The organism is Gymnodinialimonas sp. JB5-7, from assembly GCF_055693405.1.
Window position 1 is genome coordinate 232206 of sequence record NZ_JBVFUX010000004.1, and the last position, 25423, is coordinate 257628.

Consider the following 25423-nt stretch of genomic DNA (forward strand, 5'->3'; position numbering starts at 1 on the left):
GTAGCCCGCCACCGCGGCCGAAGCGAAGCCGGGGCCGCCCCGCTCATGAGCGCGCGCAGCGCGCGCGCCCGGGCGAATGGGCCGAAGGCACAGCGCAATCCCTCTAGGCTGCCTCATCCTCATTCGCCTGCCGATGCCAAAGCTGTGCGTAGCGCCCGTCGCGCTCCAGCAAGGCCTCATGGCTGCCTTCTTCGACCACTTCGCCCTTCTCAAGCACGACGATCCGGTCCGCATCCACAATGGTCGACAAGCGGTGCGCAATGGTCAGAACCGTGCGCCCCTCCCCCATGGCCTTCAGTTCGGCCTGGATCTCCATCTCCGTATCCGTGTCGAGCGCGGACGTGGCTTCATCCAACACCAGAATCGGGGGATCTTTCAGCAAGGTCCGCGCAATTCCGACACGCTGCTTTTCACCGCCCGAGAGCTTCAGGCCCCGCTCTCCCACGGCCGTATCGTAGCCTTCGGGCAGGGACATGATGAAGTCATGCACCTGCGCGGCCCTTGCCGCCGCCTCAACCTCTGCGCGGGTTGCGCCGTCGCGGCCATAGGCGATGTTGTAGAAGATCGTGTCGTTGAACAGCACCGTGTCCTGGGGCACGACGCCGATCTGGGCATGCAGGCTTTCCTGGGTCACATCGCGCAGGTCCTGCCCGTCGATTGTGATGCGCCCGTCGCCCACATCGTAGAAGCGGAACATCAGCCGGCCGATGGTGGATTTGCCAGACCCGGACGAACCCACGACGGCCACGGTCTGCCCGGCCGGGATGTCGATATCGACGCCCTTGAGGATCGGGCGCGCGGCCTCGTATCCGAAGACGACGTTTTCCAGCCGCACATTGCCGCCATCGACCTCGATTGGTTTGGCGTTAGGGGCATCGCGCACCTCTTGCGGCTGTTCGAGCAGGTCGAACATTTCCCCCATATCCACCAGCGCTTGCCGGATCTCACGATAGACAGTGCCGAGGAAGTTCAGCGGCATGGTGATCTGGATCATATAGGCGTTGACCATGACGAAATCGCCGACCGTCAGATCGCCCGATTGCACGCTCATGGCGGCCATGACCATCACCGCGACCAACCCGGCCGTGATGATCAACGACTGGCCGAAGTTGAAGGCCGCCAAGGAATAGGAGGTCTTGAGCGCTGCAGCCTCATAGCCCTCCATCGACACATCATAACGCCGCGCTTCGCGGGCCTCGGCGCCAAAGTATTTCACTGTCTCAAAATTCAGCAGGCTGTCGACGGCCTTCTGGTTCGCGTCGGTGTCCTGATCATTCATCTCTTTGCGAATGCGCACACGCCATTCGGTCACCTTGAAGGTGAACCAGACATAAGCGGCAATCGTTACGGCCAGCACGAAGAGGTAGTTGATGTCGAAGACCACGGCCAGAATGATGCCGGTGAGCGCAAGTTCCAGGATCAGCGGCCCAATGGAGAACAGCAGGAACCGCAACAGGAACTCGACGCCCTTCACCCCACGCTCGATGATGCGGCTGAGGCCCCCGGTTTTGCGGGTGATGTGATACCGCAGCGAAAGCGCGTGGATGTGCTGGAACGTCTCCAGCGCAAGCTGCCGCAAAGCCCGTTGCGCCACCCGCGCAAACACAGCATCGCGCAGCTGCTGGAAACCCACATTCATCACGCGGGTCAGGCCGTAGACAACCGTGATCGCCACGGCCCCTGCCCCCAGCATCCATGCGGGCGACGTGCCTTCGCCGGACAGCAGGTTCACGGCTTCACGGTAGAAAAACGGTGTCGTTACAGCGATGACCTTGGCCATTGCCAACATCACCAGCGCGATCACAACGCGCTGCTTCACCCATGGCTTGTCGTCAGGCCAGAGATAGGGCGCGACCTTGCGGATCGTGCGCCAGCCTGAGCGGCGCTCGGCCACGTCCTGCGCTTCAATCGGGTCGGGTGAATTTGTGGGCGCCGGGCCGCTTTGCCCCTGCGCGGTGGTGTCGGCTGGCATATAAGCTCGCCCCCTTGTCCGTCAGGGGCTTAACCTAAGCCTTCGCCCCCGGACTACCAGTGGCACCGCTCAGTTCTGTGCACCGTCTGCGTCCATTTCCGGCATGCGGAATATCTGGCCCGGGAAGATCCAGTTCGGGTCGCGGATCTGGTCCCGGTTTTCCTCAAAAATCTGCACGTAAAGGATGCCGTCGCCAAAGCTGTTTTCGGCGATACCCCAAAGCGTGAACCCAGGCTGCACCGTGATGACGTCGATCCCTTGGGCAGCCGCCTGCGCGGGGGCCTCGGCCACACGCTCGGGGTCTTCGCGCAGGAACGGAGTTGCAACCTGGCTTTCGACGGAGCCGTCTTCGGCCAAGTTCGGCCACAACCAGATCGTAGGTGCCCGGATCAACGTCCGGCAATTGCAACGACCAGGCGCCATTTGCGCCGACCTCGCCCAACTGGATGGGCTGGTTGTTGAGGTAGATCTGAATATCCGCCGTTGCCGGGCCACGGCCGGCCAGAATGACCGCGCCGCTTGCGTCATAGGATATGGCATCAAGCTGCACGACGGTTTGCACGGCGGGAGTGCCGGGGCCTTGCGCGATGCGGAGCCCCTCGGGCCCTGCAATCAGCACTGCCGGTGTTTGACTGGGCACAGGTACCGACAAGGACGGCGCTGCGGCAATTGGGCTGGGTGCATCCGATGCCGCATCAAGTGGCGCTGGCGCACCCAACGAGGGCGCAGAGGCTACAGTTTCAGGTTGTGGTGCGAGGGGTTGCGCGGCGGTTTCAACTGGTGCCTCAGGTGTTGGGGTATCAGCCGCGGGCACTTCGGCGATCGCCTCGATTTCGGGCGCGGGCACTGTGTCAGGCGCAGGGGCTTCAAGCCTCTGCCACGGGTTCACTCTCCGATGGCTCCGGCGTCGCTTCTTCTGCCTCAACCGTTTCTGCCACTGGAACGTTTGGCGGGCTTTCCGGCGCGGGCTCTGCGGCCGCCAGAGCAAATGGGGCCACCAGAACCGACTCTGGGCCCGGCAAGGCCGGTGCGCCCTCAGGTCGGGCCTCGGCAGATATCATGCGGGGCGCATCAGAGGGCACCAATGTCAGAAAGGCCACGAAATCGCCCGCGCTGTCGGCTTCGACCAAGGCGACTTCCGTGCCATCGAGAAGGATCGCAACGGGCAGACCCGGCTCGGTCTGGCCTGCGATCAGGGTGTTTCCGTCAGGCTCCACCCGGACCACATCAAGCATCGGCGCGCCACGAGGCCGGCGCCTCCGCAATCACTGGCTCGCCTGGCTCTTCCGGCGCGGTCGGGTCAACTTCAACCACCTCTGCAATGTCGGGTACGGAGGTGTCCGGCGCGTCGGGGTCGGTATCCGATGTCAAAACAGAATAGCCGACCGCACTGGCCACCAGCAGGACAGCGCCACCGGCTGCCGCGCCAATGGCAGTGGAACTTGAGCCAAACATCGCCGCGATTTTCATGGACGACCCCGCCGCATGACATCTCCCCGGACCATTGCCTGGCCGTTAACCTATGACGGCTTGAGCGGCCAGCACATCCTCCCTATCAGGGAACAAAGGAATCCAAAACACAAGGTATAGTGATGTCCACGTTCTCATTGTGTGTCTATTGTGGCGCGCGGCCCGGCTCGAACCCGGCCTATATGGCAGCTGCAACGGAATTGGGCGCGGGCTTGGCCAATGCAAAGATGAGGCTTGTCTACGGCGCGGGCGATGTCGGCATCATGGGGGCCGTGGCCCGCGCGGCGCAGTCCGGCGGGGCCGAGACGTTCGGCGTGATCCCGACCCATCTTGTCGATATGGAAGTGGGCAAAACGGACCTATCCACATACGTCATCACCGAGACCATGCATGAGCGTAAGAAGGTCATGTTCATGAATGCAGACGCGGTTGTGGTGCTTCCGGGCGGCGCCGGATCGCTGGACGAATTCTTCGAGGCCCTGACTTGGCGGCAATTGGGGCTGCATGAGAAGCCAATCTTTCTATTGAACGTTGACGGCTATTGGGATCCGCTGCGCGCGCTTATGGACCATGTGGTGGCGGAAGGTTTTGCCGACGAAACGCTTTTGTCGTTCGTCGAGACTGTACCTGATGTGCCGTCGCTGATGGCGGCTTTGGCGTAAACCGGCCCTCCGCTGCGCTGATGGGCGTGGGTACGGCGACTAGATCGCGGGTCTGTCTGGGATGCGCCGTTTTTGAAAGCCCGTCTTCGTAGCGGCATACCCCGCCGCACTATAGGCGGCATGGGCGGCAGAGTTGTGATTGCCGCTGACGATCATGATCCGGTAACAACCTGCGGCCCAGGCGCGTGCTTCAGCCTCGGCCAGAAGGGCCTTGGCATGGCCCCTGCCCCGATGGTCTGCGTGGGTGACGACGTTCTCGATAAAGGCATAAGGCGCGCCGAGGCGGGTCATGTTCGGCACTATGATCAACGTGACCGTGGCGACGGGTTGGTTGCCCTCAAACGCGATCAAGATACATGAACCGGTAAACGCGTGCAGCGCCTCCAGCCGGTCGGCCGCGACGGTTTCAGGTGCGCTTTCCTCATCTGGAATGAGGTACCGGTAGAGGTCTTGCAGGTCGGCGATATCGTTGCGGGTGGCCGTTCGGATCATGTGCGTATCAGGCCCGAGATCACTACAAATGAAAAGACCCGCCAAGATCGGCGGGTCTTTCTAGTCGATCAATTGGCGACTACATCCGGCTGGCGACGTTTTCCCAGTTCACCAGGTTGTCGAGGAAGTTCGACAGGTAGGCCGGGCGCTTGTTGCGGAAATCGATGTAGTAGGAATGCTCCCACACATCGCAGCCCAGAAGCGCGGTCTGGCCGAAGCACAGCGGGTTCACGCCGTTCTCGGTTTTGGTGACCTTAAGGCCGCCATCGCTGTCTTTCACCAGCCAGCACCAGCCCGAGCCGAACTGGCCCGCACCTGCGGCGGAAAATTCTTCCTTGAACTTGTCGACGGAGCCGAAGCTTTCGGTCAGCGCCGCTTCAAGCTCACCCGGCATGCCGGCATCTCCGGGCCCCATCATTTCCCAGAACTGGTTGTGGTTCCAAAGCTGGGAGATGTTGTTGAAGATGCCGGACTGCGCGACGGCGTTCGCGTCATAGGTGCCGGTGATGATCTCTTCCATCGATTTGCCGTCCCATTCGGTCCCGGCGATCAGCTTGTTGCCGTTGTCGACATAGGCCTTGTGGTGCAGGTCGTGGTGATATTCCAGCGTCTCGGCGGACATGCCTTTGGCGGCAAGCGCGTCATGGGCGTAGGGAAGATCGGGAAGGTCGAATGCCATTTTGGCCCCCTGTTTTGATGTGGTGCGTTCTGGCGCACAGATGGAGGTCGCAGGCGCCGAAGGTCAAGGGCTTAAGCGCTCAATGACCCTGCATTACTGAACCGCAACACACCCGCCTGCGCCCGTAAACCGGTTCGCATACTGGATCGGGTCAAAGACAACCTGCAACGATCCACGCTGCACATTGTGGCGCAAGGTAACGCGCATTGTCGTGCGCTGACCGTTCATTGCACCAACATCCGAAAGGGTGTAGCTGAGCCTGCGTTGATTGCCACTGCCACGCACCGGAACCTCGCGTACCGAAGGCTGGCCGACCCAAGGATGCGTAACGATCGCAGCCCCGCCACTGTAATCGATCAGGAATTCAGCCGGAATCCAGTTGCTGTTGCCATCCTCTTGGACCGTGCAGAAAAACTGCTGTGCCTGAACCGTCCCACCCATGAGCGCCGCACAGACCATCAGGCCCGCTGCCGCAGATTTGTTAACCAATTTCATGATGTTACCCGTGTCTTGTGTTCTAAGCAGCAGGATACCATCACGAGAAATGAGGTCAATGGAAGTGGACTTCGCCGCCCTCTTTTCCCGCCGTGCGCAGCAGATCGTAGACATATTGCGCGACGGAGCGGAAGCAGATGACGGCCGCGTGGTTGTGGCTGTTCATCCAGAAAGCGGCAGGCACTTGCGGCAAGACGCGAGCGGCGCATTTCGCGGATTGGCAGATTGCTTAGATCCGCTGGCGTGAGCTTACCCAGAACTTCCCGCACATCACGGGCTTCGATGGTGAAAACCGCGCGCGCGTCGGAGACATTGACGGCGAGGTGGTGAGAGCTGCCCATCTCCTTTGTCAGGGTCGCAACAACCTCATCGGCCCTCGCATGGTCGCAGAACAATAGCAGCTCGTCCGGGGCCATCCAGGCGACGCCGTCCTCCTTCTTTGCGCTGCTCATGCCGCGTGGTTCGGGGAGATCGGCACCCACAGCCGCTTTCACAGCTTTCTTAGTGGCCGCCGCCCCCAGATCAGCTTTGAGCGTGACCATACCTGCCAGGCCCATTTCCTTGATATGGGCGAAGCCAGTCTCTGACACACCCTGCAACGCGCTGACAGCATTAGACATTCTGCTTCTCCCCTTCCGGGTCATAGAATACGGGGCTGACGATCTTGGCCTGGATCGTACTGCCATCGACTTTATTGAACGCCACCACTTCGCCCATGCGGTCTGGCCCCTTGTGGACCAGGCCCATGGCGATGCCGCGGGCCAGCGTGGGCGAATAGTAAGTCGAAGTGACACGACCCTGCACATTGCCCTGCCCGTTCGCGTTGCTGCCTTCAGCGACGCAATAGGAGCCATCGGGCAAAACGGAGCCGTCGAGCGTTTCAAGGCCCACGAGCTGCCAACGATCCTCGGATGCCAGGAACGTTCGTTCCTGCCCGCGTTTGCCGAGGAAGTCCTCTTTCTTCTTGGAAATCGCCCAGTTCAGACCAAGGTCCTGCGGGATTACGGTGCCGTCAGTCTCATCCCCGATCATGATAAAGCCTTTCTCGGCGCGCATGACGTGCAGCGCCTCGGTGCCGTAGGGCGTGGCGTTCCACTCTGCCCCGGCCTCATGGAGCGCATCCCAAAAGGCGCGGCCCTGGCTGGCGGGGACGGCAATTTCGTAACTGAGCTCGCCAGAGAACGAGATGCGGAACACTCGGGCGTCGAAACCGCCAAGCGTCCCTTCCGCCATCTGCATGAACGGCAGTGCGTCCTTGGACACATCCATACCGCCAAGCTTCTCTAACAGCTTGCGGGCATTGGGGCCGACAACCGCGATCTGCGCCCATTGCTCCGTCACATTGGCGGTGTAGACCTGCCAATCCCACCATTCGCACTGAAGCCAATCCTCCATATGCGCGTGAACATGGTCCGCCCCGCCTGAGGTCGTGTGGCAAAGGAACGTGTCCTCATCGAGCCGGACGACCACGCCGTCATCCATGAGGAAGCCGTTTTCGTTGCACATCAGGCCATACCGGCATTTGCCGGGTTTCAGTGTGGACATCATGTTGGTGTAGAGCATGTCCATGAACTTCGGCGCATCGGGGCCTTTGACGATGATCTTACCCAGGGTCGACGCGTCCAACAGGCCGAGCGACCGGCGGGTCGCGTCAATCTCACGGTTCACAGCGTCTTCATGGCTTTCGCCGTCGCGCGGGAAGCAATAGGGCCGCCGCCAATGGCCGACCGGTTCCATATAGGCGCCTTGTTCTTCGTGCCAGTCATGGATGGGAGTACGACGCAGCGGTTGGAACAGGTCCCCCTTCGCCTCACCGGCGATCGCGCCCATGGAAATCGGCGTGTAGGGCGGGCGGAACGTGGTGGTCCCGACCTGCGGGATACCCTTGTCGAGCGCTTCGGCGAGGACGGCGAGGCCGTTGATATTGCTGAGCTTTCCCTGATCTGTCGCCATGCCGAGGGTGGTGTAGCGCTTGGTATGTTCGACGCTCTCATAGCCTTCTTGCGCGGCGAGCATGACGTCGGACACTTTCACATCGTTCTGGAAATCGAGCCACATCTTCGCGCGCTTCTTGGCACCGGCATAGGCGGGCATGACCCAGACCGGCGCCAGTGGCGCTTCGCCGGCGGTCTCAACCGCGATGTCGTCAGCGTTGATGCCCAGACCGCTGCATGGCCTGCCCGCGACCGTCTTCGCGGCCTGCAGTGCCCGGTCAGCCCACCTGCGGCCGTGCCGATGCAGGTGACGAAGCCCTCTCCGTGCTGGTTCGTCGGCGGGCGGTCCGGGTCGGGTGAGAAGCACGCCTGCGCCTCATCCCAGTTCAGCTTGCCGCCACAATGGGACCAGAGGTGCACAACCGGCGACCAGCCGCCGGACATGGCGACAGCATCGCAGGCAATCTCTTCGTAACTGCCATCATCCTCGGCAAAAGGCTGCACACGGACCGAAACGACGCGCTTGAGGCCCTTCACTTTGCTGATGGCTGATCCGGTCTTGACCGGAACACCAAGCGCGCGGACCTGTTGCGGAAGCTCGCCGTCGACCTCTGTGCGCGGGTCGACCACGCAAGCGACCTCGACCGCGAGCCGCACGCGCGGTCAGGGCCGTGCGGTAGCCATCGTCGTTGTTGGTGACGACAACGATGCGATCACCTGGCGTAACCCCGTAGTTCACGATGTAGTCGCGCACGGCAGAGGCCAGCATGACCCCGGGCTTATCGTTACCGGGGAAGCTGAGCGGGCGTTCAATGCCGCCAGTCGCCGCCACAATTTGACCGGCCCGGATACGCCAAAGGCGGTGGCGCGGGGCATCCGCGTCGTCCAGATGGTCGCTGACACGCTCATAGGCCAATGCATAGCCATGGTCGTAGACGCCGAGACAGCTGCGTGCGCAGGCGGAGCGTTACATTCTCCATCTTTTCAAGCGTTTCGACGGCGTTCTTCACCCACTCTTCTGCAGGCAGGCCGTCGATCACATCGCCGTCGACGGGCGCGCGACCGCCCCAATGGGCGCTTTGTTCCACCAGAAGCACACGCTTGCCCGCCTTGCCCGCCGCCAACGCAGCCATCAGGCCGGCCATTCCGCCCCCTGCGATGACCAGATCAACATGGGCATAGAAATGCTCGTACCGGTCGGGGTCGCGGGTTTCGGGATGCGGGGCTGCGCCCAGGCCCGCCGATTGGCGGATCACAGGTTCGAACACATGCTTCCAGAAGGCGCGCGGGAACATGAAGGTCTTGTAGTAGAACCCGGCAGGCAGGAACCGCGAGACCATCGAGTTCACGGCGCCCACATCGAATTCCAGCGACGGCCAGTGGTTCTGGCTGGTCGCATGCATCTGTTCGACCAATTCCGTCGTCGTCACACGTTGGTTCGGCTCATGCCGGTTGCCGCGGCCCAGGTTTACCAGGGCGTTGGGCTCTTCCCCGCCACTGGCAACGATCCCGCGGGGGCGGTGGTATTTGAACGAACGGCCCACCAGCATCTGGTCGTTGGCCAGAAGCGCCGAGGCAAGCGTATCGCCCGCATGGCCACGCATCCATTTCCCGTTGAAGGTGAACTTCACGCTGGTAGAGCGGTCGATCAGGCGGCCGTGGGTCTCAAGACGGGTGCTCATTTACGTCAGGCTCCAATCGGGACGTTTCGCCTTGATGGCATTGATGATCTCGGCCGGCGGTTCGGTCGTCTGGGCGGCATATGTGCCAAAGACCTCAAGGGTGGCGGTGTCGCGTGCAGCAAGGAACCACTTTCCGCAGCCCATAGCGTGCCGCCAGCGTTCGAAATGCACACCCTTCACGTTCGGGCGCATGAACAGGTATTCCTCGAACTGTTCATCGGTGGAGCCAGGTCCATAGCGCTTGAGATGCGCTTCGCCGCCGGCGGCAAGCTCAGTCTCGCAGGCGTCCACACCGCAGACGGGGCAGGTCAACGTCAACATGGGTCAGTCTCCGTAGGGAAATCGTCAGTCAGGGCCATAGGCTCGGTCGCATCGAGCTTGGCGAGAATGTCAGCACGCAGCGCGCGGGCCTCTGCCTCGGGCGGTTCTTCGTACTTGTCCAACGTGCTGCCCCAATGATGCTCGGCATAGATGCGACCGGGGCCGTCATAGCGGGGACCGGTCTTGTGTTGCGGCACAAAGAAATAGGCAGGCCAGATGCGCAAATCGGTGATCTCGTCGCGGTACTTTTGCAGGAATTCACGCAAGAAAAGATTGCCCACCGAAATCCACGGCTGGCGCGCGGTTTCGGGCGCATGTGCGAAACTTTGATGAATTTCGTCAATCGTCAGCGCGAGCGTGTGCGTGCCGGGTGCCGAGGCGAGATACGGCGTCAGCTTGGATCGGCGCTTGGGATAAGTCTCATAGCAGGTGTAGGTGCACGGCTCCGAGAAAAGCTCATCACAACACTTCAACGCCTCGAAATCCGCGCCGGGCAGGAAACCTCCCTGCTCGAACAGGATCTCGTAGCGCATGAGGTCCGCAACGCCCTCGTAATGCTGCTTGCGGAAATAGTGCGCGATCAGGCGCTGGTTCCGCCAACGACGTCCCGTGAGATAGGCATTGTCGAACAGGCGATAGGCCCAGTTGGGATGCAGCCGTTTCCAGCTGTCTAGCCACCGCGTGGGCGCAGGGCGCGGGCCGATCCAGATGTGGCCCAGGCGCATGGGGATGGCGACCGCGTTCATGGCCGCCACCCCCATGGGAGAGGTTGTTATTCGGTTGGCACCGGGGCCGCTGGCGCAGTTGTGTCGGCAGCAGGGGCCGTGCCTTGGATGGCCGGCGCTTCTGCACCGTCCTCGGGCAATGTGCTGGTGCCGCTGCCCATGAAGATGATGGCCAGCACGAACAGCGCGATGATCCCGCCGATGAACATAAGCGCACCGGTACCGGACCCGCCACGTGTCGGCGGGGCATAGTCGAAGGCTTGGTTTCTGTGGTCGTAGTCAGACATGAGGCATCCTCCATTTGGATACCCTCAGCCTTGCGCCCTGCCCCTTGCGCCTCAACGCGGGCTACGTAAATCGTCAGCATGTCGGCCAGAACGGGCCGCTTCGTCCATGTGCCATGCGCCAATCCCTGCCGCGTCCCGATCACGTTTTGTGACCGGCGGGACGTTGCCGAAATGGACTTCGTGCAATGACATCGGGATTGCAGACACTAGTGCGCCACCCCCGCTGCCACGGACTCGTCGATGAAGCGCCCCTCTTTGAAGCGTTCCATCCCGAATTCGGCAGTCAGCGGCGAGTGCCCCTTGGCCATCAACTCGGCAAAGCCCCAGCCCGAACCGGGGATGGCCTTGAACCCACCCGTGCCCCAACCGCAATTGATGAACACGCCGTCAACCGGCGTCTTGGACAGGATGGGCGAACGGTCGCCTGTCACATCCACGATCCCGCCCCATTGGCGCAGCATCTTGAGGCGTGAGAGCATCGGGAACGTCTCGACCAACGCCCGCACGGTTTCCTCAATGTGATGGAAGGAACCTCGTTGGGTGTAGTTGTTGTGGCTGTCCGTACCGCCGCCAATAACCATTTCGCCTTTATCGGATTGGCTGAGATAGCCGTGCACGGTGTTGGCCATGACGACCACGTCCATGCAGGGCTTGATCGGTTCGCTGACCAGCGCCTGGAGCGGGACGGATTCGAGCGGCAAACGGAAGCCCGCCATTTCGGCCACGACGCCGGAATGGCCCGCGACCACGATGCCAAGCTTCTTGCACCCGATAAAGCCGCGTGTCGTCTCAACACCTGCAACCGCGCCACCTTCGCGGCGCACGCCCGTCACCTCGGTCTGCTGGATGATGTCCATCCCCATGTCCGAGCACGCCCGCGCATAACCCCAGGCCACCGCATCGTGGCGGGCCGTGCCACCGCGCGGTTGCCACAAGCCACCAAGGACCGGATAACGCGGCCCTTCGATATTCATGATCGGGACAAGCTTCTTGACCTCATGCTTGTCGATGAACCGCGTATCCACTCCTTGCAGCGCGTTGGCGTGCGCCGTGCGGATATAGCCGCGCACCTCATGGTGGGTCTGGGCCAGCATGATCACACCGCGCGGGCTGAACATGATGTTGTAGTTCAGGTCCTGGCTTAGCGTTTCATAGAGGCTGCGGGCTTTTTCGTAGATCGCAGCGGAGGGGTCCTGCAGGTAGTTCGACCGGATGATCGTCGTGTTCCGCCCGGTATTACCGCCACCAAGCCACCCTTTCTCGATCACGGCCACATTGGTGATGCCGAAATTCTTGCCAAGGTAATAGGCGGAGGCAAGCCCGTGCCCACCAGCCCCTACAATGATCGCATCGTACGTCGCCTTGGGCTCCGGCGAGGTCCACGCGCGCTCCCACCCCTTGTGATGGCGGAACGCTTCGCGAGCGACGGCAAAGGCAGAATATTTGCGCATGGATGACCACTCCGGAACCTGATGCATCGCTTTTCGCGCGAGGCCGAAAAAGAGGATACTCCCGGCGACATTTGAATGCCAATTTACGACCCCATGCCATGTTGTCGCGCCTGTGCCGAAATTGTCATGCGCAAACGCTTTCGCTCGGGCGCGGTGCGGCTTATGTCATGGGCGAGGTGATGGACCACGGAAGGGTTGCGAAGCATGGCATTTTGGATCGCCGCCACGTTGATCTGCCTCGTTGTGGCGGCCCTTGTGATCATGGCATCGCGAAGGTCCGGCCCGGCGGAGGCGCCCAAGGCCGCCTACGATCTCCAGGTGTACCGGGATCAACTGCGCGAGGTCGAACGCGATGTCGCCCGTGGCACCCTGACCGAAGAGGAGGCGACGCGCGCCAGGACGGAGGTCAGCCGACGCATCCTGGACGCAGATCGTGCGTTGCAAGCCGAGCAGGCGCGGACCACCGATGGCAAGGGATCCCTCCTCATTATTGTTGGGCTTCTGGTAGCATTCGCGATCTCTGGGTGGACCTATTGGCAGATCGGCGCGCCGGGATACCCGGACCTGCCATTGCAAGGCCGTATCGCCCTGATCGAAGACGCGCGCGAGAACCGGCCCGATCAAGCCACCGCAGAAGAGCAGGCCCCTGACCGCCCGGAACGCGCGGTCGACCCCGAGCGGGTGGCACAGGTGGAACAGCTTCGCACCATTCTTGAACAGCGCCCTGATGACACGCGCGGGTTGGAGCTGCTGGCCGCGAACGAGGCGATGCTTGGCAATTTCCGTGCGGCGCGCAACGCACAGGGCCGGTTGTTGAGCCTGCTTGAGGATGATGCCACAGGCCGCCACTGGATCGACTATGCCGAAATGCTGATCTTTGCGGCAGGCGGTTATGTTTCGCCCGAGGCCGAAGATGCGCTGGTGCGCGGGCTGGCGTTAGAGCCGCGCGATGGCACGGGGCGTTTCTTCGCTGGTCAGATGTACGCTCAACAGGGCCGCCCCGATCTGGCGCTGCCCATCTGGGTGAACCTGTTGCGCGAAAGCCGCCCCGAAGCCCCTTGGGTCAACGCCATCGAGGCGCAGATCGGAGAGGTCGCGTTTGCGGCGGGCGTCGAGTTGGACCCCGCAATGCTGCAAAACGCGGCCCCAGTTGATGTAGCGGCGATGGAAGGCCTTAGCGCCGATGAACAGGCGGAAATGATCGAAACCATGGTGGCAGGCCTTGCCGACCGCCTGGCGACCGAAGGCGGCACGCCGCAGGATTGGGCTCAGCTGATCACGGCCTATGGTGTGCTTGGCCGCTCCAACGCCGCGCAGATCGTCCATGACGATGCGCAAGCCACGTTTGCGGAGTTCCCCGAAGCGCTTGAGATCATTGATGAAGCCTTTCGCGCCGCCATGGCCCGCGCCGGGGGAGCGAGCGGAGTGATCCACGACACGCTTGAAGCCTTCGCTGGCGCCACGCGCCCGATGTCTGGCCTTATCGGATTGGACCTCGGTACCAAGACCATTGGTGTCGCGCTATCGGACCGTCTGCTGAATTCGGCGACCGCTTTGGAGACGATCAAACGCAAGAAGTTCACGTTGGATGCGGATCGTTTGGCGGATCTGGTCAAACAGCATGAGGTCGGCGGGATCATCCTCGGCCTGCCCCGGAACATGGATGGCTCCGAAGGCCCGCGCGCGCAAGCCACGCGCGCCTTTGCCCTGAACCTGTCGCGTCGCCCGGATTTTGCGGACATGGCCCTGGCGTTCTGGGATGAACGCCTCAGCACCGTTGCGGCAGAAAAGGCACTGCTTGAGGCGGATACGACCCGCAAACGTCGCGCAGAGGTGATTGATGCCGTCGCAGCGGGTTATATCCTGCAAGGCGCGCTGGATCGTTTGCGCCACATCAGGAGCGGGTCATGACCGACGACGTCTGGAAACGGGATGAGATCGAAAGCCCCTGCGTGAAGATCTGCGTGGTCCATCCAGAGGCGCGGATTTGCACCGGTTGCTTGCGTTCCATCGACGAAATCACCCAATGGTCTCGCATGGCGCCGGACGCCCGGCGTGCTGTCATGGACGCCCTGCCCGACCGTCGCGCCCTGATCCAAAAGCGTCGCGGTGGGCGCGCAGCGCGGATCGCGCGCGAAGGCTAAGGTCGCCCAAGCCAGTCTTCCGGGTCTTCGAAACACGGTCTGAAATAGGCAATGGCGCGCCCCTCGGGTGCGGCCTTCGCACCTTCAAACCATGGCGCTACGCCGTGGATCACATGGCGGTGCAAAAGCACGCTTTCGCCAACGGACAAAGGCACCTCGACACGCTTGCAGGTCTCAAAAACCTCGGTGCGTGCGGCTTTGTACAGGCCGGTCACGTCCTGATCGCCCCATGCTTCAGGCGCGATGCCGGCAAATGCTTTCGCGAATGCGGCTGCGATGATCCGGTGGCTGCCCTCCCAAACCACCAGAGGCGCAGCCCCCGCTTCCGCCTCGGTCAATGCGACACCCAGAATCCAGGCATGTGGTTCGCGCAGATGCCGGCGCTTCTGTGGACCCTCAGGCAACAGCCCGTCCAAATGCGCGGCGTCCCGCATAGTTCGAAATCGGTGGGCCGCGTCGCTGTCCGTTGCGTCTTGCCGGGGATAGCCCGGATAGGTGACCGACACCTGAGCGCGATGAAGCGGGGATATTCCGGTTGCTGCAACCGCCGCGCCGTAAGCCGCGCCGCCAAAGGCAGGGCCATTGCCGACACAACCTTCGGCGTCGTTGTCGAGCGCATCGACACCCACGAACCATGTGCCGCCATGGCGCAGCCAAAGTTGCCTCAAATCAGGGTCCATAGCCGCGTTCAGCGCGGCGTCACGTGCTGCCTCGCACCATGCGTCGACCGCAGACTCGCGGGGGTACAATTGATAGCCCGCCTCCAGCCAGCTCAAAGGCCGAACGCCTTGCGCAGCATGTTTAGCGCCATGAGAATGATGAAGAATGCGAATACGCGCTTCAGCAGCTTCGGGTCCAGCGCATGGGCCAGCCGCACACCAAGCGGCGTGGTGATAAGCGTCATCGCAACAACCAATCCAAACGCGACCAGATTGACCTGACCAACGGTGAATGGAGGCCGGTTTGCGCCATCGCCGCTGACCAGCAGGAACCCGATCACGGAGGGCACCGCGATCAACAGGCCAAAGCCCGCTGCGGTGGCGACGGCCCGGTGAATGGGCTGATTGTAGAGCGTCATCATCGGCACCCCGAATGACCCGCCGCCAATGCCCATCAAGACGGAAAGGAACCCAAGAACCGGCGAAGACAGGGCCGTGCCAACGGTGCCCGGCATCGCATCGCCCAAGCGCCATTCCGCCCGGCCAAAGGCCATGTAAAGCCCGACCAACATCCCCAGAACGCCGAAGATCATCATCAGCACCTCGTTGCGCAGCCCGCTGGCCGCCACAACGCCAAGTGCTGCCCCGATGGCAATTCCCGGCCCCCAAGCTTTCAGAATATCCCAGTCCACCGCTCCCTTCTTGTGGTGCCCATGGACCGAGCGCAGAGAGGTTACCACGATGGTCGCCAGTGACGTGGCGAGGCAGATCTGCATCAGCCCTTCCGGACCGTATCCCAATCCCTCGAACGCGAAATAAAAGGCGGGCACCAGATACGATGCCCCCACCGACCCCCAGAAGGCCCGCGATCACACCGCCCAAGGCCCCTATGGCAAGGATAAGCGCCACCATCGGCAGCAGTTCGGATAGCTCTGGCAAGGTCGTCCTCCTCAAGCCCGGCGCAGAGCTAGCGCAAGGGGGCGGGACGCAAAAGACCCGGGCGGGAAAAACATCTTTGGCGAGCCATCATTCCGCCGCTTGAGCGGCCGGCGAACCTCCCGATTGCAGGCTTGCCAGGATCTCGACCCGACGCTGTGCGGCCCGTTCTGCGTTGGCCTCTTTCACCGGACCGAAGCCTCGGATTTGCAGCGGTAATTCAGCGAGCGCGATCAGGGCTTCCATCCGCTCAGGCGTGGCATCCGGCAACCAGAGCGTCATGTCGCGTTCATAGTCGCGGATCAGGGCACGCTCCATCTTGCGCTCCTCGGTACGACCGAACGGATCAAACCATGTGCCGCGCAGCACACGCATCTTGGCTAGCAGCTTGAAAGCCTGTCCCATCCACGGCCCAAACGCGCGTTTCTTCGGGCGTCCGTTCGGCTCTTTGCCGGGCAGCAAAGGCGGTGCGAGGTGGTAGGACATTTTGAAATCGCCACCAAAGGTTTCGCGGGCCTTGGCCTCAGTTTCCAAGTGCAAGCGCGCGACTTCGTATTCGTCTTTGTAGGACAGGAGCTTGTGGTAGCCCTTCGCCACCGCCTCTTTCAGACGCGGATCTTCGATTTTATCGACCAGAGCGCGATACCGCTTTGCGAGGCGCTTGCCCCCATAGGCCAGCAAATGACCCTCGCGGTAAGCGATTTTCTCGTCCAGCGTCTTGGGCAAGGCGATGACGTTGGGTGTCGTCAGGCGCTCGGCCTCCACCGGGTTTTCCACTGCCCAACGCCCCATCTCGAACGCCTGCCGGTTGGCATCCACCGCAGCACCGTTCATTCCGATGGCCGCCGTGATCGCATCATGGCTGAGCGGGACCAGCCCCATTTGCCAGGCCGCACCGAATACCATCATGTTGGAGTAGATGGAATCGCCCAACAGAACGCGCGCCAATTCAGTCGCATCAAACAGCACCAAGCGGTCCCGCAAACGCGCTTGAAGAGCGACCTCCAAATCCTTGCCTGGAATGGTAAATTCCGTATCCAGAGTGAAATCACCCGTCGTGATCTCATGGCTATTTACAGCGGCGCCCGTGCGCCCCGTGGCCATCTGGCCGAGCGTCTTTGCACCGCCCGTCACGACCAGATCGCCACCGATCACCGTATCGGCCTCCCCCGCGCCCACACGGATCGCGGCAATCTCGTCCGGGCTGTTGGCCAAACGCAGATGGATCGCGACGGCGCCACCCTTTTGGGCCAGCCCCGCCATCTCGATCATGCCGACGCCCATGCCATCTAGTTGCGCCGCCTGCGCCATCACGGCCCCAATCGTCACAACGCCCGTGCCGCCAACGCCGGTCACCAGCACGTTGTGCGTGCCATCTATGGCAGGCAATGCGGGTTCGGGCAGGCCGGATAGATCGACTGAAGCCGAGGCCTCTTTCTTGATGACCGCTCCTTCCAACGTGACGAAGGACGGGCAAAACCCCTTCACACAGGAGAAATCCTTGTTGCAGGTCGATTGATCAATCGCCCGCTTTCGGCCCAACTCCGTTTCGACCGGCACGATGGACACACAATTCGACTGCACCCCGCAATCGCCGCAGCCTTCACAGACATCAGTATTGATGAAGACGCGCTTGTCGATATCGGGGAATGTCCCGCGCTTGCGGCGGCGGCGTTTTTCGGCGGCGCAGGTTTGCACGTAGATGATGGCGGATACGCCCTTCACCTTCGCCATCCGCTCCTGCACATTCATCAATTCGGCCCGTTCGAAGCGCTCTACTTCACGCGGGATGCTTGCGAAATCGACATCCTCTTTCTCATCGTAGACAAGCGCCACGTCTTCGACGCCCATAGCGCGCAATTCATGGGCAATCCGGCCCGGCGACAGCTCACCTTCATTGGTCTGCCCGCCTGTCATCGCAACCGCATCGTTGAATAAGATCTTGTATGTGATGTTCGTGCCCGCCGCCAAAGCCGCGCGGATCGCCAGAATGCCTGAGTGATTGTAGGTGCCTTCACCCAGGTTCTGGAACATGTGATCGCGAGTTGAGAATGGGGCCTCACCCACCCAGTTCACGCCCTCGCCGCCCATATGGGTGTACGCCTCGGTCTCGCGATCCATCCACTTCGCCATGAAGTGACAGCCGATCCCTGCCCCAGCGCGGGAGCCTTCGGGCACTTTCGTCGAAGAATTGTGCGGACAGCCAGAACAGAACCACGGTGTGCGCTTGGCCAGATCGGGCGCGTTGGTGGCCCGCTGCGCCTCTTCCACGCGGGCCAGGCCTGCGCGCATCCGGTCGGTCATGCAGCCTTCTTCGCCCAGAATGCGCCCTAGCTTCTGCGCGATATCTGCCGGGTCCAACGCGAAATGCTGCGGGAACAAGGTATTGCCGTGACCGTCCTTGTAGCCATAGACGCGGCGACCGCGCCGGTCGTCGAAGATCGCTTCCTTGACCTGCACCTCGATGAGCTTGCGCTTTTCTTCCACCACAACGATCAGGTCGAGCCCATCGGCCCAGGTGTTGAACCCCTTCATATCCAGCGGCCAAACCTGCCCGATCTTGTACGTGGTGATCCCCAGGCGCTCGGCCTCAGCCTCATCAATGCCAAGGGCGGCCAGCGCCGAAAGTAGGTCGAGCCAGTTTTTGCCCGCCGCCACGAAGCCGACTTTAGCACCGGATTTGCCATGGACGCGCTTGTCGATCCCATTGGCGTGCGAGAATGCCTCTGCCGCCCATCTCTTATGTTCCAGCAACCGCTCTTCCTGCTGGATCCAATGATCGCCCAGACGGATGTTCAACCCACCTTCTGGCATGTCGAAATCTGGCGCCACAAAGCTCAACCGGTCCGGCCGCCCGTCGACCACAGCCGTCGCCTCGACAGTGTCTTTGAGGCATTTCAACCCAACCCAGACCCCAGCAAACCGGCTCAAGGCATAGCCGTACATGCCGTAGTCAAGGATCTCCTGCACGCCGGCTGGGCTCAGCACCGGCATATGGGCATCAACCATGGCCCAATCGCTCTGGTGGCAGACGGTTGAGGACTCGCCCGTGTGATCATCGCCCATCGCCATGATCACGCCGCCATGTTTCGATGTGCCGGCCATGTTCACGTGGCGCATCACGTCGCCGGTGCGGTCCACGCCGGGGCCTTTGCCGTACCAAAGGCCAAAGACACCGTCATACTTCCCCTCGCCCCGCAGCTCCGCCTGTTGATGGCCCCAATGGGACGTGGCGGCGAGATCTTCGTTCAGACCCGGGCGAAACAGGACGTCATTCTCGGCCAACCGCTTTTCATTGCGTGCCATCTGCAAATCGACCGCCCCAAGCGGTGATCCGCGATAGCCCGACACAAACCCCGCCGTGTTCAAGCCAGCCAGCCGATCACGTTCTTTCTGCATCAGCATCAGACGCACCAACGCCTGCGTGCCGTTCAGCAATACCGGGGATTTCGAAAGGTCGAACTTGTCGTCGAGCGAGACCTGCTGCACTCCCATATGGGCCTCCCGTGCTGCGTGGTGTTCATCCGTTAAGTGCAAGATAGGTCACAAAAGCTGACCTGTCTATAAAAACAATCGTGAGGGATTGCATGCGCCCAACGATCTGCACACAGTCCGCCGGATAAACACAGGCTTTCCATGACACTTCTTGGCTTCTCCCTTGTCCTTGCGGCTGCGTTTGCGCATGCCACCTGGAATTTCCTCGTCAAACGCTTGAACGGCGGGCCAGAGCTGATTTGGCTGTTCGGGACCGTCTCCCTCCCGATTTTCGGCCCCTTCGCCATCTATCTGGCCCTCACGTTCGACGGTTGGAGTTGGCTTGTGGTTGCAGCGCTTGTCGGCAGCGCCGCTTTGCACCTTGTCTACTTCCTTTTGCTGCAAGCCGGATATCGCGCGGGCGATCTTTCGGTGATCTACCCGACTGCGCGCGCAACCGGGCCCGTCTTGTCATCGATCCTTGCGCTTTTCATTCTCGGTCAGGCCCTTCCGGCACAGGCCGCGATTGGGGGTGCCATCATCGTTTTTGGCGTCGCCATGCTGACCTTTGGTCCCAAAGGCAGCACGCGCCCACTGAAATCGCTGGCCTATGGCCTGGGCGTCGGACTTCTGATCGGCACCTACACGGTGTGGGATGCTTGGGGCGTCTCGGTCCTGCTGATCCCGCCGGTTGTTATGGACTACGCAACAGCACTCTCTCGCTCCATCGTGCTGCTGCCCTACGCAGTGAAACGATGGGACAATGTCTGTGCGCTCTGGCGCGATCACCGGATCGAGGTTCTGGCGATCGCAGTGTTCAGCGGCCTCGCCTACATCCTTGTGCTCTACGCCCTGACCTTTACGCCAGTGATCTACGTCGCCCCGTTGCGCGAGGTCTCGGTCCTGATCGCAGTGCTGCTCGGCTCAATCGTGCTGGGTGAAGGGCAACTTGCCCGAAGATTGATCTGGGCGAGCGTTATTCTGGCAGGCGTCAGCATTCTGGCGACCAGCTGACAGAAAACTTTTGCATACAGCCGCATGCGTTCTTAGGTTGGCCGCTCAAAACGCGCGAATGGGTGACGAAATGGATTGGGACAAACTGCGCATTTTCCATGCGGTCGCCTCTGCGGGGTCGTTGACCCATGCCGGTGACACGCTGCACCTCAGCCAATCCGCCGTCTCCCGCCAGATCCGCGCGCTTGAGGAAGGGCTCAACACCACCCTCTTCCACCGCCATGCCCGCGGTCTGATCCTGACGGAACAGGGGGAGCTTTTGTTTGACGCCACCCGCGCCATGACAAAGCGGCTTGATGCCGCCTCGGCCCGTATCCGCGACAGCGAAGAGGAAGTATTCGGCGAGCTGCGTGTCACAACGACAATTGGCTTCGGCTCGCTCTGGCTGGCGCCGCGCCTGCCCGCTCTCTACGAGAAGTACCCGGACCTCAAGATCGACCTCATGCTGGAGGAACGTCTGCTGGACCTGCCCATGCGCGAGGCCGATGTTGCCATTCGTATGAAGGAACCGTCACAGGCCGACCTGATACGTCGTCGCCTTATGACCATCAACATGCGCCTGTTCGCGACACCGTCTTATATCGAAGCGAACGGTATGCCTGAAACGGTTGAGGATTTAGGCAATCACCGCCTGATTTCGCAAAACGCCTCCGCTGCTCAGGTCAGCGCCGGTGCGCTTCTGGTCCGTGAGCTCTTGAGCTATGATGTTGGCTCAACGCTTAGCGTGAATAATTACTTCGGTGTGCTGCAGGCCGTGATCCACGACCTTGGCATCGGGGTACTGCCCGACTATCTGACGCAGGATTTTCCAGACATCGTGCGTGTCCTGCCCGAGGTCGAATCTGCGGAAGTCCCGGTATTTCTGGCCTATCCTGAGGAATTGCGGCAATCGAGGCGGATTGAAGTATTCCGAGACTTTGTCATGGAAGAGGTGATTGCCTACCGCCGTCGCCAGCGCGAAGCAGAGGCCCATCCAACCGCCTGATTTCCAGGCAAACAGCCCACTATGTCTGTGTGCTATGCGCCACAGACATACCGGCTTTGCGCCGTCAATCCCCATTTTGCCTTGATTGAAAGCAGTCTGCCACTTACTTCATCAAGTGTCAGAGCAAACTGCTTTGACACCTCCCTGTTGGACTTCGGCCGAGATTCGTCTCGGCCTTTTTTTGCGATTTCAGGGGGATGCGATGGTTTCCAAAATAGAAACAAACCCGGAAAGTGTGGATTGGCCCGCCCTTTTCGACCTTTTGAAATCATCTTTTGCCTATATGGATGATCGGATTGACCCGCCGTCGTCGTTGGAGCGAATGACGATGGAGGATGTCGTTGAAAAGGCGCGGGCAGAGGATTTGTTCCTGATCCGTGACACTAATACGCCCCTTGCCTGCCTGTTTGGCACATCACGCAAAGACAGCTACTACATTGGAAAATTGGCCGTATCGCACCGCGAACGCGGCAAGGGATTGGCCCGCGTCCCTGGTCGAGGCCGCGGCAGCCCGCGCGCAAACCCTCGGGCACAGCTCACTCGAACTTGAAAGCCGCGTTGAACTCGTCGAAAACCACGCCGCTTTCGTGCGCATGGGGTTCCTTCGCGTCGGCGAAACGGCACATCTTGGCTACAACCGGCCAACAGCCTTCACCTTTCGCCGTCCCCTCTCTTCCCCCCAAGGCGCGGGCGGCTTATAGACCGCCGCAACTGGGGGACAGACATGCAAGAGCCAACCATCACGCCCGAAATCATCGCCGCCCATGGCTTCACGGATAGCGAATGGGCCGAGGTGAATTCCATCCTCGGACGCGCGCCCAACTTCACCGAGATGGGCATCTTCTCGGCCATGTGGAACGAGCATTGTTCCTACAAAAGTTCCAAGAAATGGCTCCGCACCCTGCCAACCGAGGGCCCGCAAGTGATCTGCGGACCCGGTGAGAATGCGGGCATCGTGGATATCGGCGACGGGCAATGCGTTGTCTTCAAAATGGAAAGCCATAATCACCCCTCCTACATCGAGCCTTATCAGGGTGCGGCAACGGGTGTGGGCGGCATCCTGCGCGACGTCTTCACCATGGGCGCGCGCCCCATTGCCGCGATGAACGCGCTTAGCTTCGGCGCGCCCGACCATCCCAAAACGCGGCAACTCGTCAATGGCGTGGTCGAAGGCATCGGCGGCTACGGGAACTGCTTCGGCGTTCCGACCGTGGGCGGCGAGATCCGCTTTCATCCCGCCTATAACGGGAACTGTCTGGTCAATGCCTTTGCGGCCGGTTTGGCTGACACGGATAAGATCTTTTACTCCGCCGCCTCGGGCGTCGGCATGCCCGTTGTTTACCTCGGCGCGAAGACCGGGCGCGATGGCGTCGGCGGGGCCACGATGGCCTCTGCAGAATTTGACGACACGATCGAGGAAAAGCGCCCCACTGTTCAGGTCGGCGATCCTTTCACCGAAAAGCGCTTGCTGGAAGCCTGCCTCGAACTGATGGAAACCGGCGCGGTCATCTCGATCCAAGATATGGGGGCCGCTGGCCTGACCTGCTCGGCCGTCGAGATGGGCGACAAGGGCGGCCTCGGCATCAAGCTGACCCTCGATCACGTCCCGCAGCGCGAAGAAAACATGACCGCCTACGAGATGATGCTGTCCGAGAGCCAGGAACGCATGCTGATGGTCCTGAACCCGGAGCTTGAAGATCAGGCCCGCGCGATCTTCGAGAAATGGGACCTCGACTTTGCCATCGTGGGCGAAACCATCGCCGAAGATCGCTTTCTGATTATCCACGGAAACGAAACAGTCGCCGACCTTCCGCTGTCCAAGCTCGCCTCCACGGCGCCGGAATATGATCGCCCCTGGGTTCCGACCGAACCGGCGCCGGAAATGGAGCCGGTGCCAGAAGTCGACCCGATCGACGCTTTGCGGGCCCTCGTCTCTTCGCCCAACTACTGCTCTCGCGCCTGGGCCTATCAGCAATACGATGCCCAGGTCATGGCCGACACGATCCGCGCGCCCGGCCTTGGTGCCGGCGTTGTGCGCGTGCACGGCACGAACAAGGCACTGGCCTTCACCTCGGACGTGACCCCACGCTACGTGAAGGCCAACCCCGTCGAAGGCGGCAAGCAGGCGGTTGCGGAGGCCTTCCGCAACCTCTGCGCCGTGGGCGCCAAGCCGCTCGCCACCACCGACAACATGAACTTCGGCAATCCCGAAAAGCCTGAGATCATGGGCCAGTTTGTCGGCGCCATCAAAGGCATTGGCGAGGCGTGCCTTGCATTGGATACGCCCATCGTATCGGGCAATGTCTCGCTTTATAATGAGACCGATGGCAAAGGCATTTTACCGACCCCCACGATTGGGGCGGTGGGCCTTCTGGATCATACCGACGACCTTATCGCCGGCACGGCCCGCGACGGTCACATGCTTCTGCTGGTCGGCGAAACGCAGGGGCATCTTGGTCAATCGGCGCTGCTGGCCGAGGTCTTCAACCGCGAAGATGGCGATGCGCCGCAGGTTGACCTGGAGGCTGAGCGCCGCAATGGCGAGTTCATCCGCGCGCAGCGCGAGTGGATCGGCGCGTGCACCGACCTCAGCGATGGGGGCCTCGCTCTGGCGGTGTTTGAGCTCGCGGAGGCGTCAGGCTGTGGCGTGACCCTTGACGTGGCCGACACTCCCACCCTCTTCGGCGAAGATCAGGGTCGCTACCTGATCTCCACCAGCTTCGACAAGGCAGAGGCGCTGATGATTGCCGCAGGCCGTGCGGGCGTGCCGATTGTGACGGTTGGCAAAGTCGGGGGTGACGTGATCCGCATTGGCACGTCCGAGGCGCCGCTGGCAGACCTGACAGAGGCATGGTCCGGTACGTTCACACAAGCCTTCGCCTGACTTGCGGCCAGTGCGCGGCGCGCCTACATTTGATCTTGAGACAGCCAAGGACATCCGCCCCATGCCCATGCAAGCCAATGAGATCGAGGCCCTCCTGCGCGAGACCTTCCCCGACGCGCAGATCGAGGTCGCAGGAGACGATGGCGTGCACATGTCCGCCATGGTGGTGGACGAAAGCTTCCGCGGCAAAAATCGTGTCCAGCAGCAGCGTGCAGTCTACGCGGCGCTGAAAGGCAAGATGGACGGCCCTTCGGGTGAGCTGCACGCGCTGGCCCTGACGACGAAAGCGCCGGAATGACGCCGCTTATGTGGGGCATACTGGCCGGCTGCGCTTTCCTGCTCGCACTTATTGGCTATGGACTTTGGCGGACAGATCCCAATCGCGGTGGCCGCGCCTTGCGAGGCACCGCACCGGGAGCCGGTCATAGCGTTGTCACAGGCGGCTATTCGGGTGATCGTGGCTGCCACCATTCTTTGACGCTGGTTCATCGTGACCCGCAAAAATACGCCAAGGGCATGATGCCCGGAAACCGAAAGTGAGATTTACATGAAAGCCTTCCTCCACGGCGCCTTCATCGCGCTTCTCGGACCCTTCGCCCTTCTTTTCCGCCCCACGCGGCAACAGCTCAACCCGATCCCCGTACGGACCAATGTGCGGATCGACGATCAAAGGACCCGACACCATGAGCGCTGAAGAGCAGATCAAGCAAACCATCACCGACAACACCGTCGTGCTTTTCATGAAAGGCACCAAGGAGATGCCCCAATGTGGCTTCTCGTCCCGCGTGGCGGGCGTGCTCAACTATATGGGCGTCGAGTACCAGGATGTGAACGTGCTGGCCGATGAAGGAATCCGCCAGGGGATCAAGGATTTCTCGGACTGGCCGACCATTCCCCAGCTCTACGTGAAGGGCGAGTTTGTGGGTGGCTGTGACATCATCACCGAAATGACGCTGTCGGGTGAGCTGGACACGATGTTTGCAGAGAACGGCATCGGTTTTGACAAAGACGCCGCCGACAAAATTCGGGAAGCCAACGCCTGACGCACGCCGGGATTTCGCCGACTGCGTCGCCGACCAACCGGGGGATTTCATCCCCCGGACCCCCTGAAGGTATTTTCGAAACAAGGAAGCGCAAGCGCGTCTGGTGCAGCAATG

General features: G+C 61.5%; 24 protein-coding genes and 3 pseudogenes. 11 read left to right on the forward strand and 16 right to left on the reverse strand.

The window, feature by feature from the left end:
* Nucleotides 1-103: 103 nt before the first annotated feature.
* From ACZ1HK_RS01775 to ACZ1HK_RS01790, 4 genes are all read right to left on the reverse strand, one after another.
* Complete coding sequence (locus ACZ1HK_RS01775; RefSeq protein ID WP_472627205.1) at nt 104-1972, reverse strand: ABCB family ABC transporter ATP-binding protein/permease; 1869 nt, start codon at nt 1970-1972, stop codon at nt 104-106.
* Nucleotides 1973-2041: 69 nt separating this feature from the next.
* The gene (locus tag ACZ1HK_RS01780; RefSeq protein ID WP_472627206.1) at nt 2042-2395 is read right to left on the reverse strand and encodes a LysM peptidoglycan-binding domain-containing protein; all 354 of its coding nucleotides are present in this window, start codon (nt 2393-2395) and stop codon (nt 2042-2044) included.
* A 443-nt stretch (nt 2396-2838) separates the two neighbouring features.
* Nucleotides 2839-3207 (reverse strand): hypothetical protein, encoded by a 369-nt coding sequence (locus tag ACZ1HK_RS01785; RefSeq protein WP_472627207.1) that lies wholly within the window; start codon nt 3205-3207, stop codon nt 2839-2841.
* Nucleotides 3200-3442: a hypothetical protein gene (locus tag ACZ1HK_RS01790; protein ID WP_472627208.1), complete on the reverse strand. Its 243-nt coding sequence runs from the start codon at nt 3440-3442 to the stop codon at nt 3200-3202. The genes ACZ1HK_RS01785 and ACZ1HK_RS01790 overlap by 8 nt, the downstream gene beginning before the upstream one ends.
* 122 nt (nt 3443-3564) lie before the next feature.
* Between ACZ1HK_RS01790 and ACZ1HK_RS01795 the strand changes: the two genes are divergently transcribed.
* Nucleotides 3565-4104 carry an LOG family protein gene (locus ACZ1HK_RS01795; RefSeq protein ID WP_472627209.1) on the forward strand — a complete coding sequence of 180 codons (540 nt, stop codon included), beginning with the start codon at nt 3565-3567 and terminating at the stop codon, nt 4102-4104.
* Between the two features lie 39 nt (nt 4105-4143).
* Here the strand turns inward: ACZ1HK_RS01795 and ACZ1HK_RS01800 are convergent, their stop codons facing one another.
* The 9 genes and pseudogenes from ACZ1HK_RS01800 to ACZ1HK_RS01840 all read right to left on the reverse strand — a co-directional run bounded on the left by ACZ1HK_RS01800 (nt 4144) and on the right by ACZ1HK_RS01840 (nt 12170).
* On the reverse strand, nt 4144-4596 hold the full coding sequence (locus ACZ1HK_RS01800) for a GNAT family N-acetyltransferase (RefSeq protein WP_472627210.1): 453 nt from the start codon (nt 4594-4596) through the stop codon (nt 4144-4146).
* Nucleotides 4597-4675: 79 nt separating this feature from the next.
* Complete coding sequence (locus tag ACZ1HK_RS01805) at nt 4676-5275, reverse strand: superoxide dismutase (protein ID WP_472627211.1); 600 nt, start codon at nt 5273-5275, stop codon at nt 4676-4678.
* Nucleotides 5276-5368: 93 nt separating this feature from the next.
* Nucleotides 5369-5770, reverse strand: coding sequence for a hypothetical protein (locus ACZ1HK_RS01810; RefSeq protein ID WP_472627212.1), 402 nt, complete (start codon nt 5768-5770; stop codon nt 5369-5371).
* Nucleotides 5767-6390 (reverse strand): sarcosine oxidase subunit gamma, encoded by a 624-nt coding sequence (locus tag ACZ1HK_RS01815; protein WP_472627213.1) that lies wholly within the window; start codon nt 6388-6390, stop codon nt 5767-5769. Before ACZ1HK_RS01815 ends, ACZ1HK_RS01810 begins: the two co-directional genes overlap by 4 nt.
* A pseudogene (locus ACZ1HK_RS01820) lies at nt 6383-9386 on the reverse strand (sarcosine oxidase subunit alpha family protein). Before ACZ1HK_RS01820 ends, ACZ1HK_RS01815 begins: the two are co-directional and overlap by 8 nt.
* Nucleotides 9387-9707, reverse strand: coding sequence for a sarcosine oxidase subunit delta (locus ACZ1HK_RS01825; protein WP_472627214.1), 321 nt, complete (start codon nt 9705-9707; stop codon nt 9387-9389).
* On the reverse strand, nt 9701-10453 hold the full coding sequence (locus tag ACZ1HK_RS01830; protein WP_472627215.1) for a glycosyltransferase family 32 protein: 753 nt from the start codon (nt 10451-10453) through the stop codon (nt 9701-9703). Before ACZ1HK_RS01830 ends, ACZ1HK_RS01825 begins: the two co-directional genes overlap by 7 nt.
* A gap of 26 nt (nt 10454-10479) precedes the next feature.
* The gene (locus tag ACZ1HK_RS01835; RefSeq protein WP_472627216.1) at nt 10480-10719 is read right to left on the reverse strand and encodes a hypothetical protein; all 240 of its coding nucleotides are present in this window, start codon (nt 10717-10719) and stop codon (nt 10480-10482) included.
* Between the two features lie 206 nt (nt 10720-10925).
* A complete protein-coding gene (locus tag ACZ1HK_RS01840; RefSeq protein WP_472627217.1) occupies nt 10926-12170 on the reverse strand; it encodes a sarcosine oxidase subunit beta family protein in 1245 nt (414 codons plus the stop codon).
* Nucleotides 12171-12374: 204 nt separating this feature from the next.
* Here ACZ1HK_RS01840 and ccmI point away from each other — a divergent pair.
* The 3 genes and pseudogenes from ccmI to ACZ1HK_RS01855 form a co-directional block, all read left to right on the forward strand.
* Nucleotides 12375-12710 (forward strand): annotated as a pseudogene (gene ccmI / locus ACZ1HK_RS01845) (c-type cytochrome biogenesis protein CcmI); the annotation flags it as partial.
* 885 nt (nt 12711-13595) lie between these two features.
* Nucleotides 13596-14081: a Holliday junction resolvase RuvX gene (ruvX, locus tag ACZ1HK_RS01850; protein ID WP_472627866.1), complete on the forward strand. Its 486-nt coding sequence runs from the start codon at nt 13596-13598 to the stop codon at nt 14079-14081.
* Nucleotides 14078-14314 carry a DUF1289 domain-containing protein gene (locus ACZ1HK_RS01855; protein WP_472627218.1) on the forward strand — a complete coding sequence of 79 codons (237 nt, stop codon included), beginning with the start codon at nt 14078-14080 and terminating at the stop codon, nt 14312-14314. Before ruvX ends, ACZ1HK_RS01855 begins: the two co-directional genes overlap by 4 nt.
* On the opposite strand, the gene ACZ1HK_RS01860 is transcribed toward ACZ1HK_RS01855, so the two are convergent.
* The 3 genes and pseudogenes from ACZ1HK_RS01860 to ACZ1HK_RS01870 form a co-directional block, all read right to left on the reverse strand.
* Entirely contained in the window at nt 14311-15090 is a 780-nt protein-coding gene (locus ACZ1HK_RS01860; RefSeq protein ID WP_472627219.1) for a hypothetical protein, read from the reverse strand. The genes ACZ1HK_RS01855 and ACZ1HK_RS01860 overlap by 4 nt on opposite strands.
* A pseudogene (locus ACZ1HK_RS01865) lies at nt 15087-15912 on the reverse strand (sulfite exporter TauE/SafE family protein). Before ACZ1HK_RS01865 ends, ACZ1HK_RS01860 begins: the two are co-directional and overlap by 4 nt.
* An 87-nt stretch (nt 15913-15999) precedes the next feature.
* Nucleotides 16000-19404 carry an indolepyruvate ferredoxin oxidoreductase family protein gene (locus ACZ1HK_RS01870; RefSeq protein ID WP_472627220.1) on the reverse strand — a complete coding sequence of 1135 codons (3405 nt, stop codon included), beginning with the start codon at nt 19402-19404 and terminating at the stop codon, nt 16000-16002.
* 141 nt (nt 19405-19545) lie between these two features.
* Between ACZ1HK_RS01870 and ACZ1HK_RS01875 the strand changes: the two genes are divergently transcribed.
* The 7 genes from ACZ1HK_RS01875 to grxD all read left to right on the forward strand — a co-directional run bounded on the left by ACZ1HK_RS01875 (nt 19546) and on the right by grxD (nt 25309).
* Nucleotides 19546-20397: an EamA family transporter gene (locus ACZ1HK_RS01875; protein ID WP_472627221.1), complete on the forward strand. Its 852-nt coding sequence runs from the start codon at nt 19546-19548 to the stop codon at nt 20395-20397.
* Nucleotides 20398-20467: 70 nt separating this feature from the next.
* Nucleotides 20468-21382 carry a LysR family transcriptional regulator gene (locus ACZ1HK_RS01880; protein WP_472627867.1) on the forward strand — a complete coding sequence of 305 codons (915 nt, stop codon included), beginning with the start codon at nt 20468-20470 and terminating at the stop codon, nt 21380-21382.
* Nucleotides 21383-21584: 202 nt separating this feature from the next.
* Entirely contained in the window at nt 21585-21932 is a 348-nt protein-coding gene (locus ACZ1HK_RS01885; protein ID WP_472627222.1) for a hypothetical protein, read from the forward strand.
* A 174-nt stretch (nt 21933-22106) separates the two neighbouring features.
* The gene (purL, locus tag ACZ1HK_RS01890; RefSeq protein ID WP_472627223.1) at nt 22107-24266 is read left to right on the forward strand and encodes a phosphoribosylformylglycinamidine synthase subunit PurL; all 2160 of its coding nucleotides are present in this window, start codon (nt 22107-22109) and stop codon (nt 24264-24266) included.
* A gap of 61 nt (nt 24267-24327) precedes the next feature.
* The gene (locus ACZ1HK_RS01895) at nt 24328-24564 is read left to right on the forward strand and encodes a BolA family protein (RefSeq protein ID WP_472627224.1); all 237 of its coding nucleotides are present in this window, start codon (nt 24328-24330) and stop codon (nt 24562-24564) included.
* Between the two features lie 249 nt (nt 24565-24813).
* Nucleotides 24814-24960 carry a hypothetical protein gene (locus ACZ1HK_RS01900; RefSeq protein ID WP_472627225.1) on the forward strand — a complete coding sequence of 49 codons (147 nt, stop codon included), beginning with the start codon at nt 24814-24816 and terminating at the stop codon, nt 24958-24960.
* Nucleotides 24950-25309: a Grx4 family monothiol glutaredoxin gene (gene grxD / locus ACZ1HK_RS01905; protein WP_472627226.1), complete on the forward strand. Its 360-nt coding sequence runs from the start codon at nt 24950-24952 to the stop codon at nt 25307-25309. Before ACZ1HK_RS01900 ends, grxD begins: the two co-directional genes overlap by 11 nt.
* Nucleotides 25310-25423: the final 114 nt, after the last annotated feature.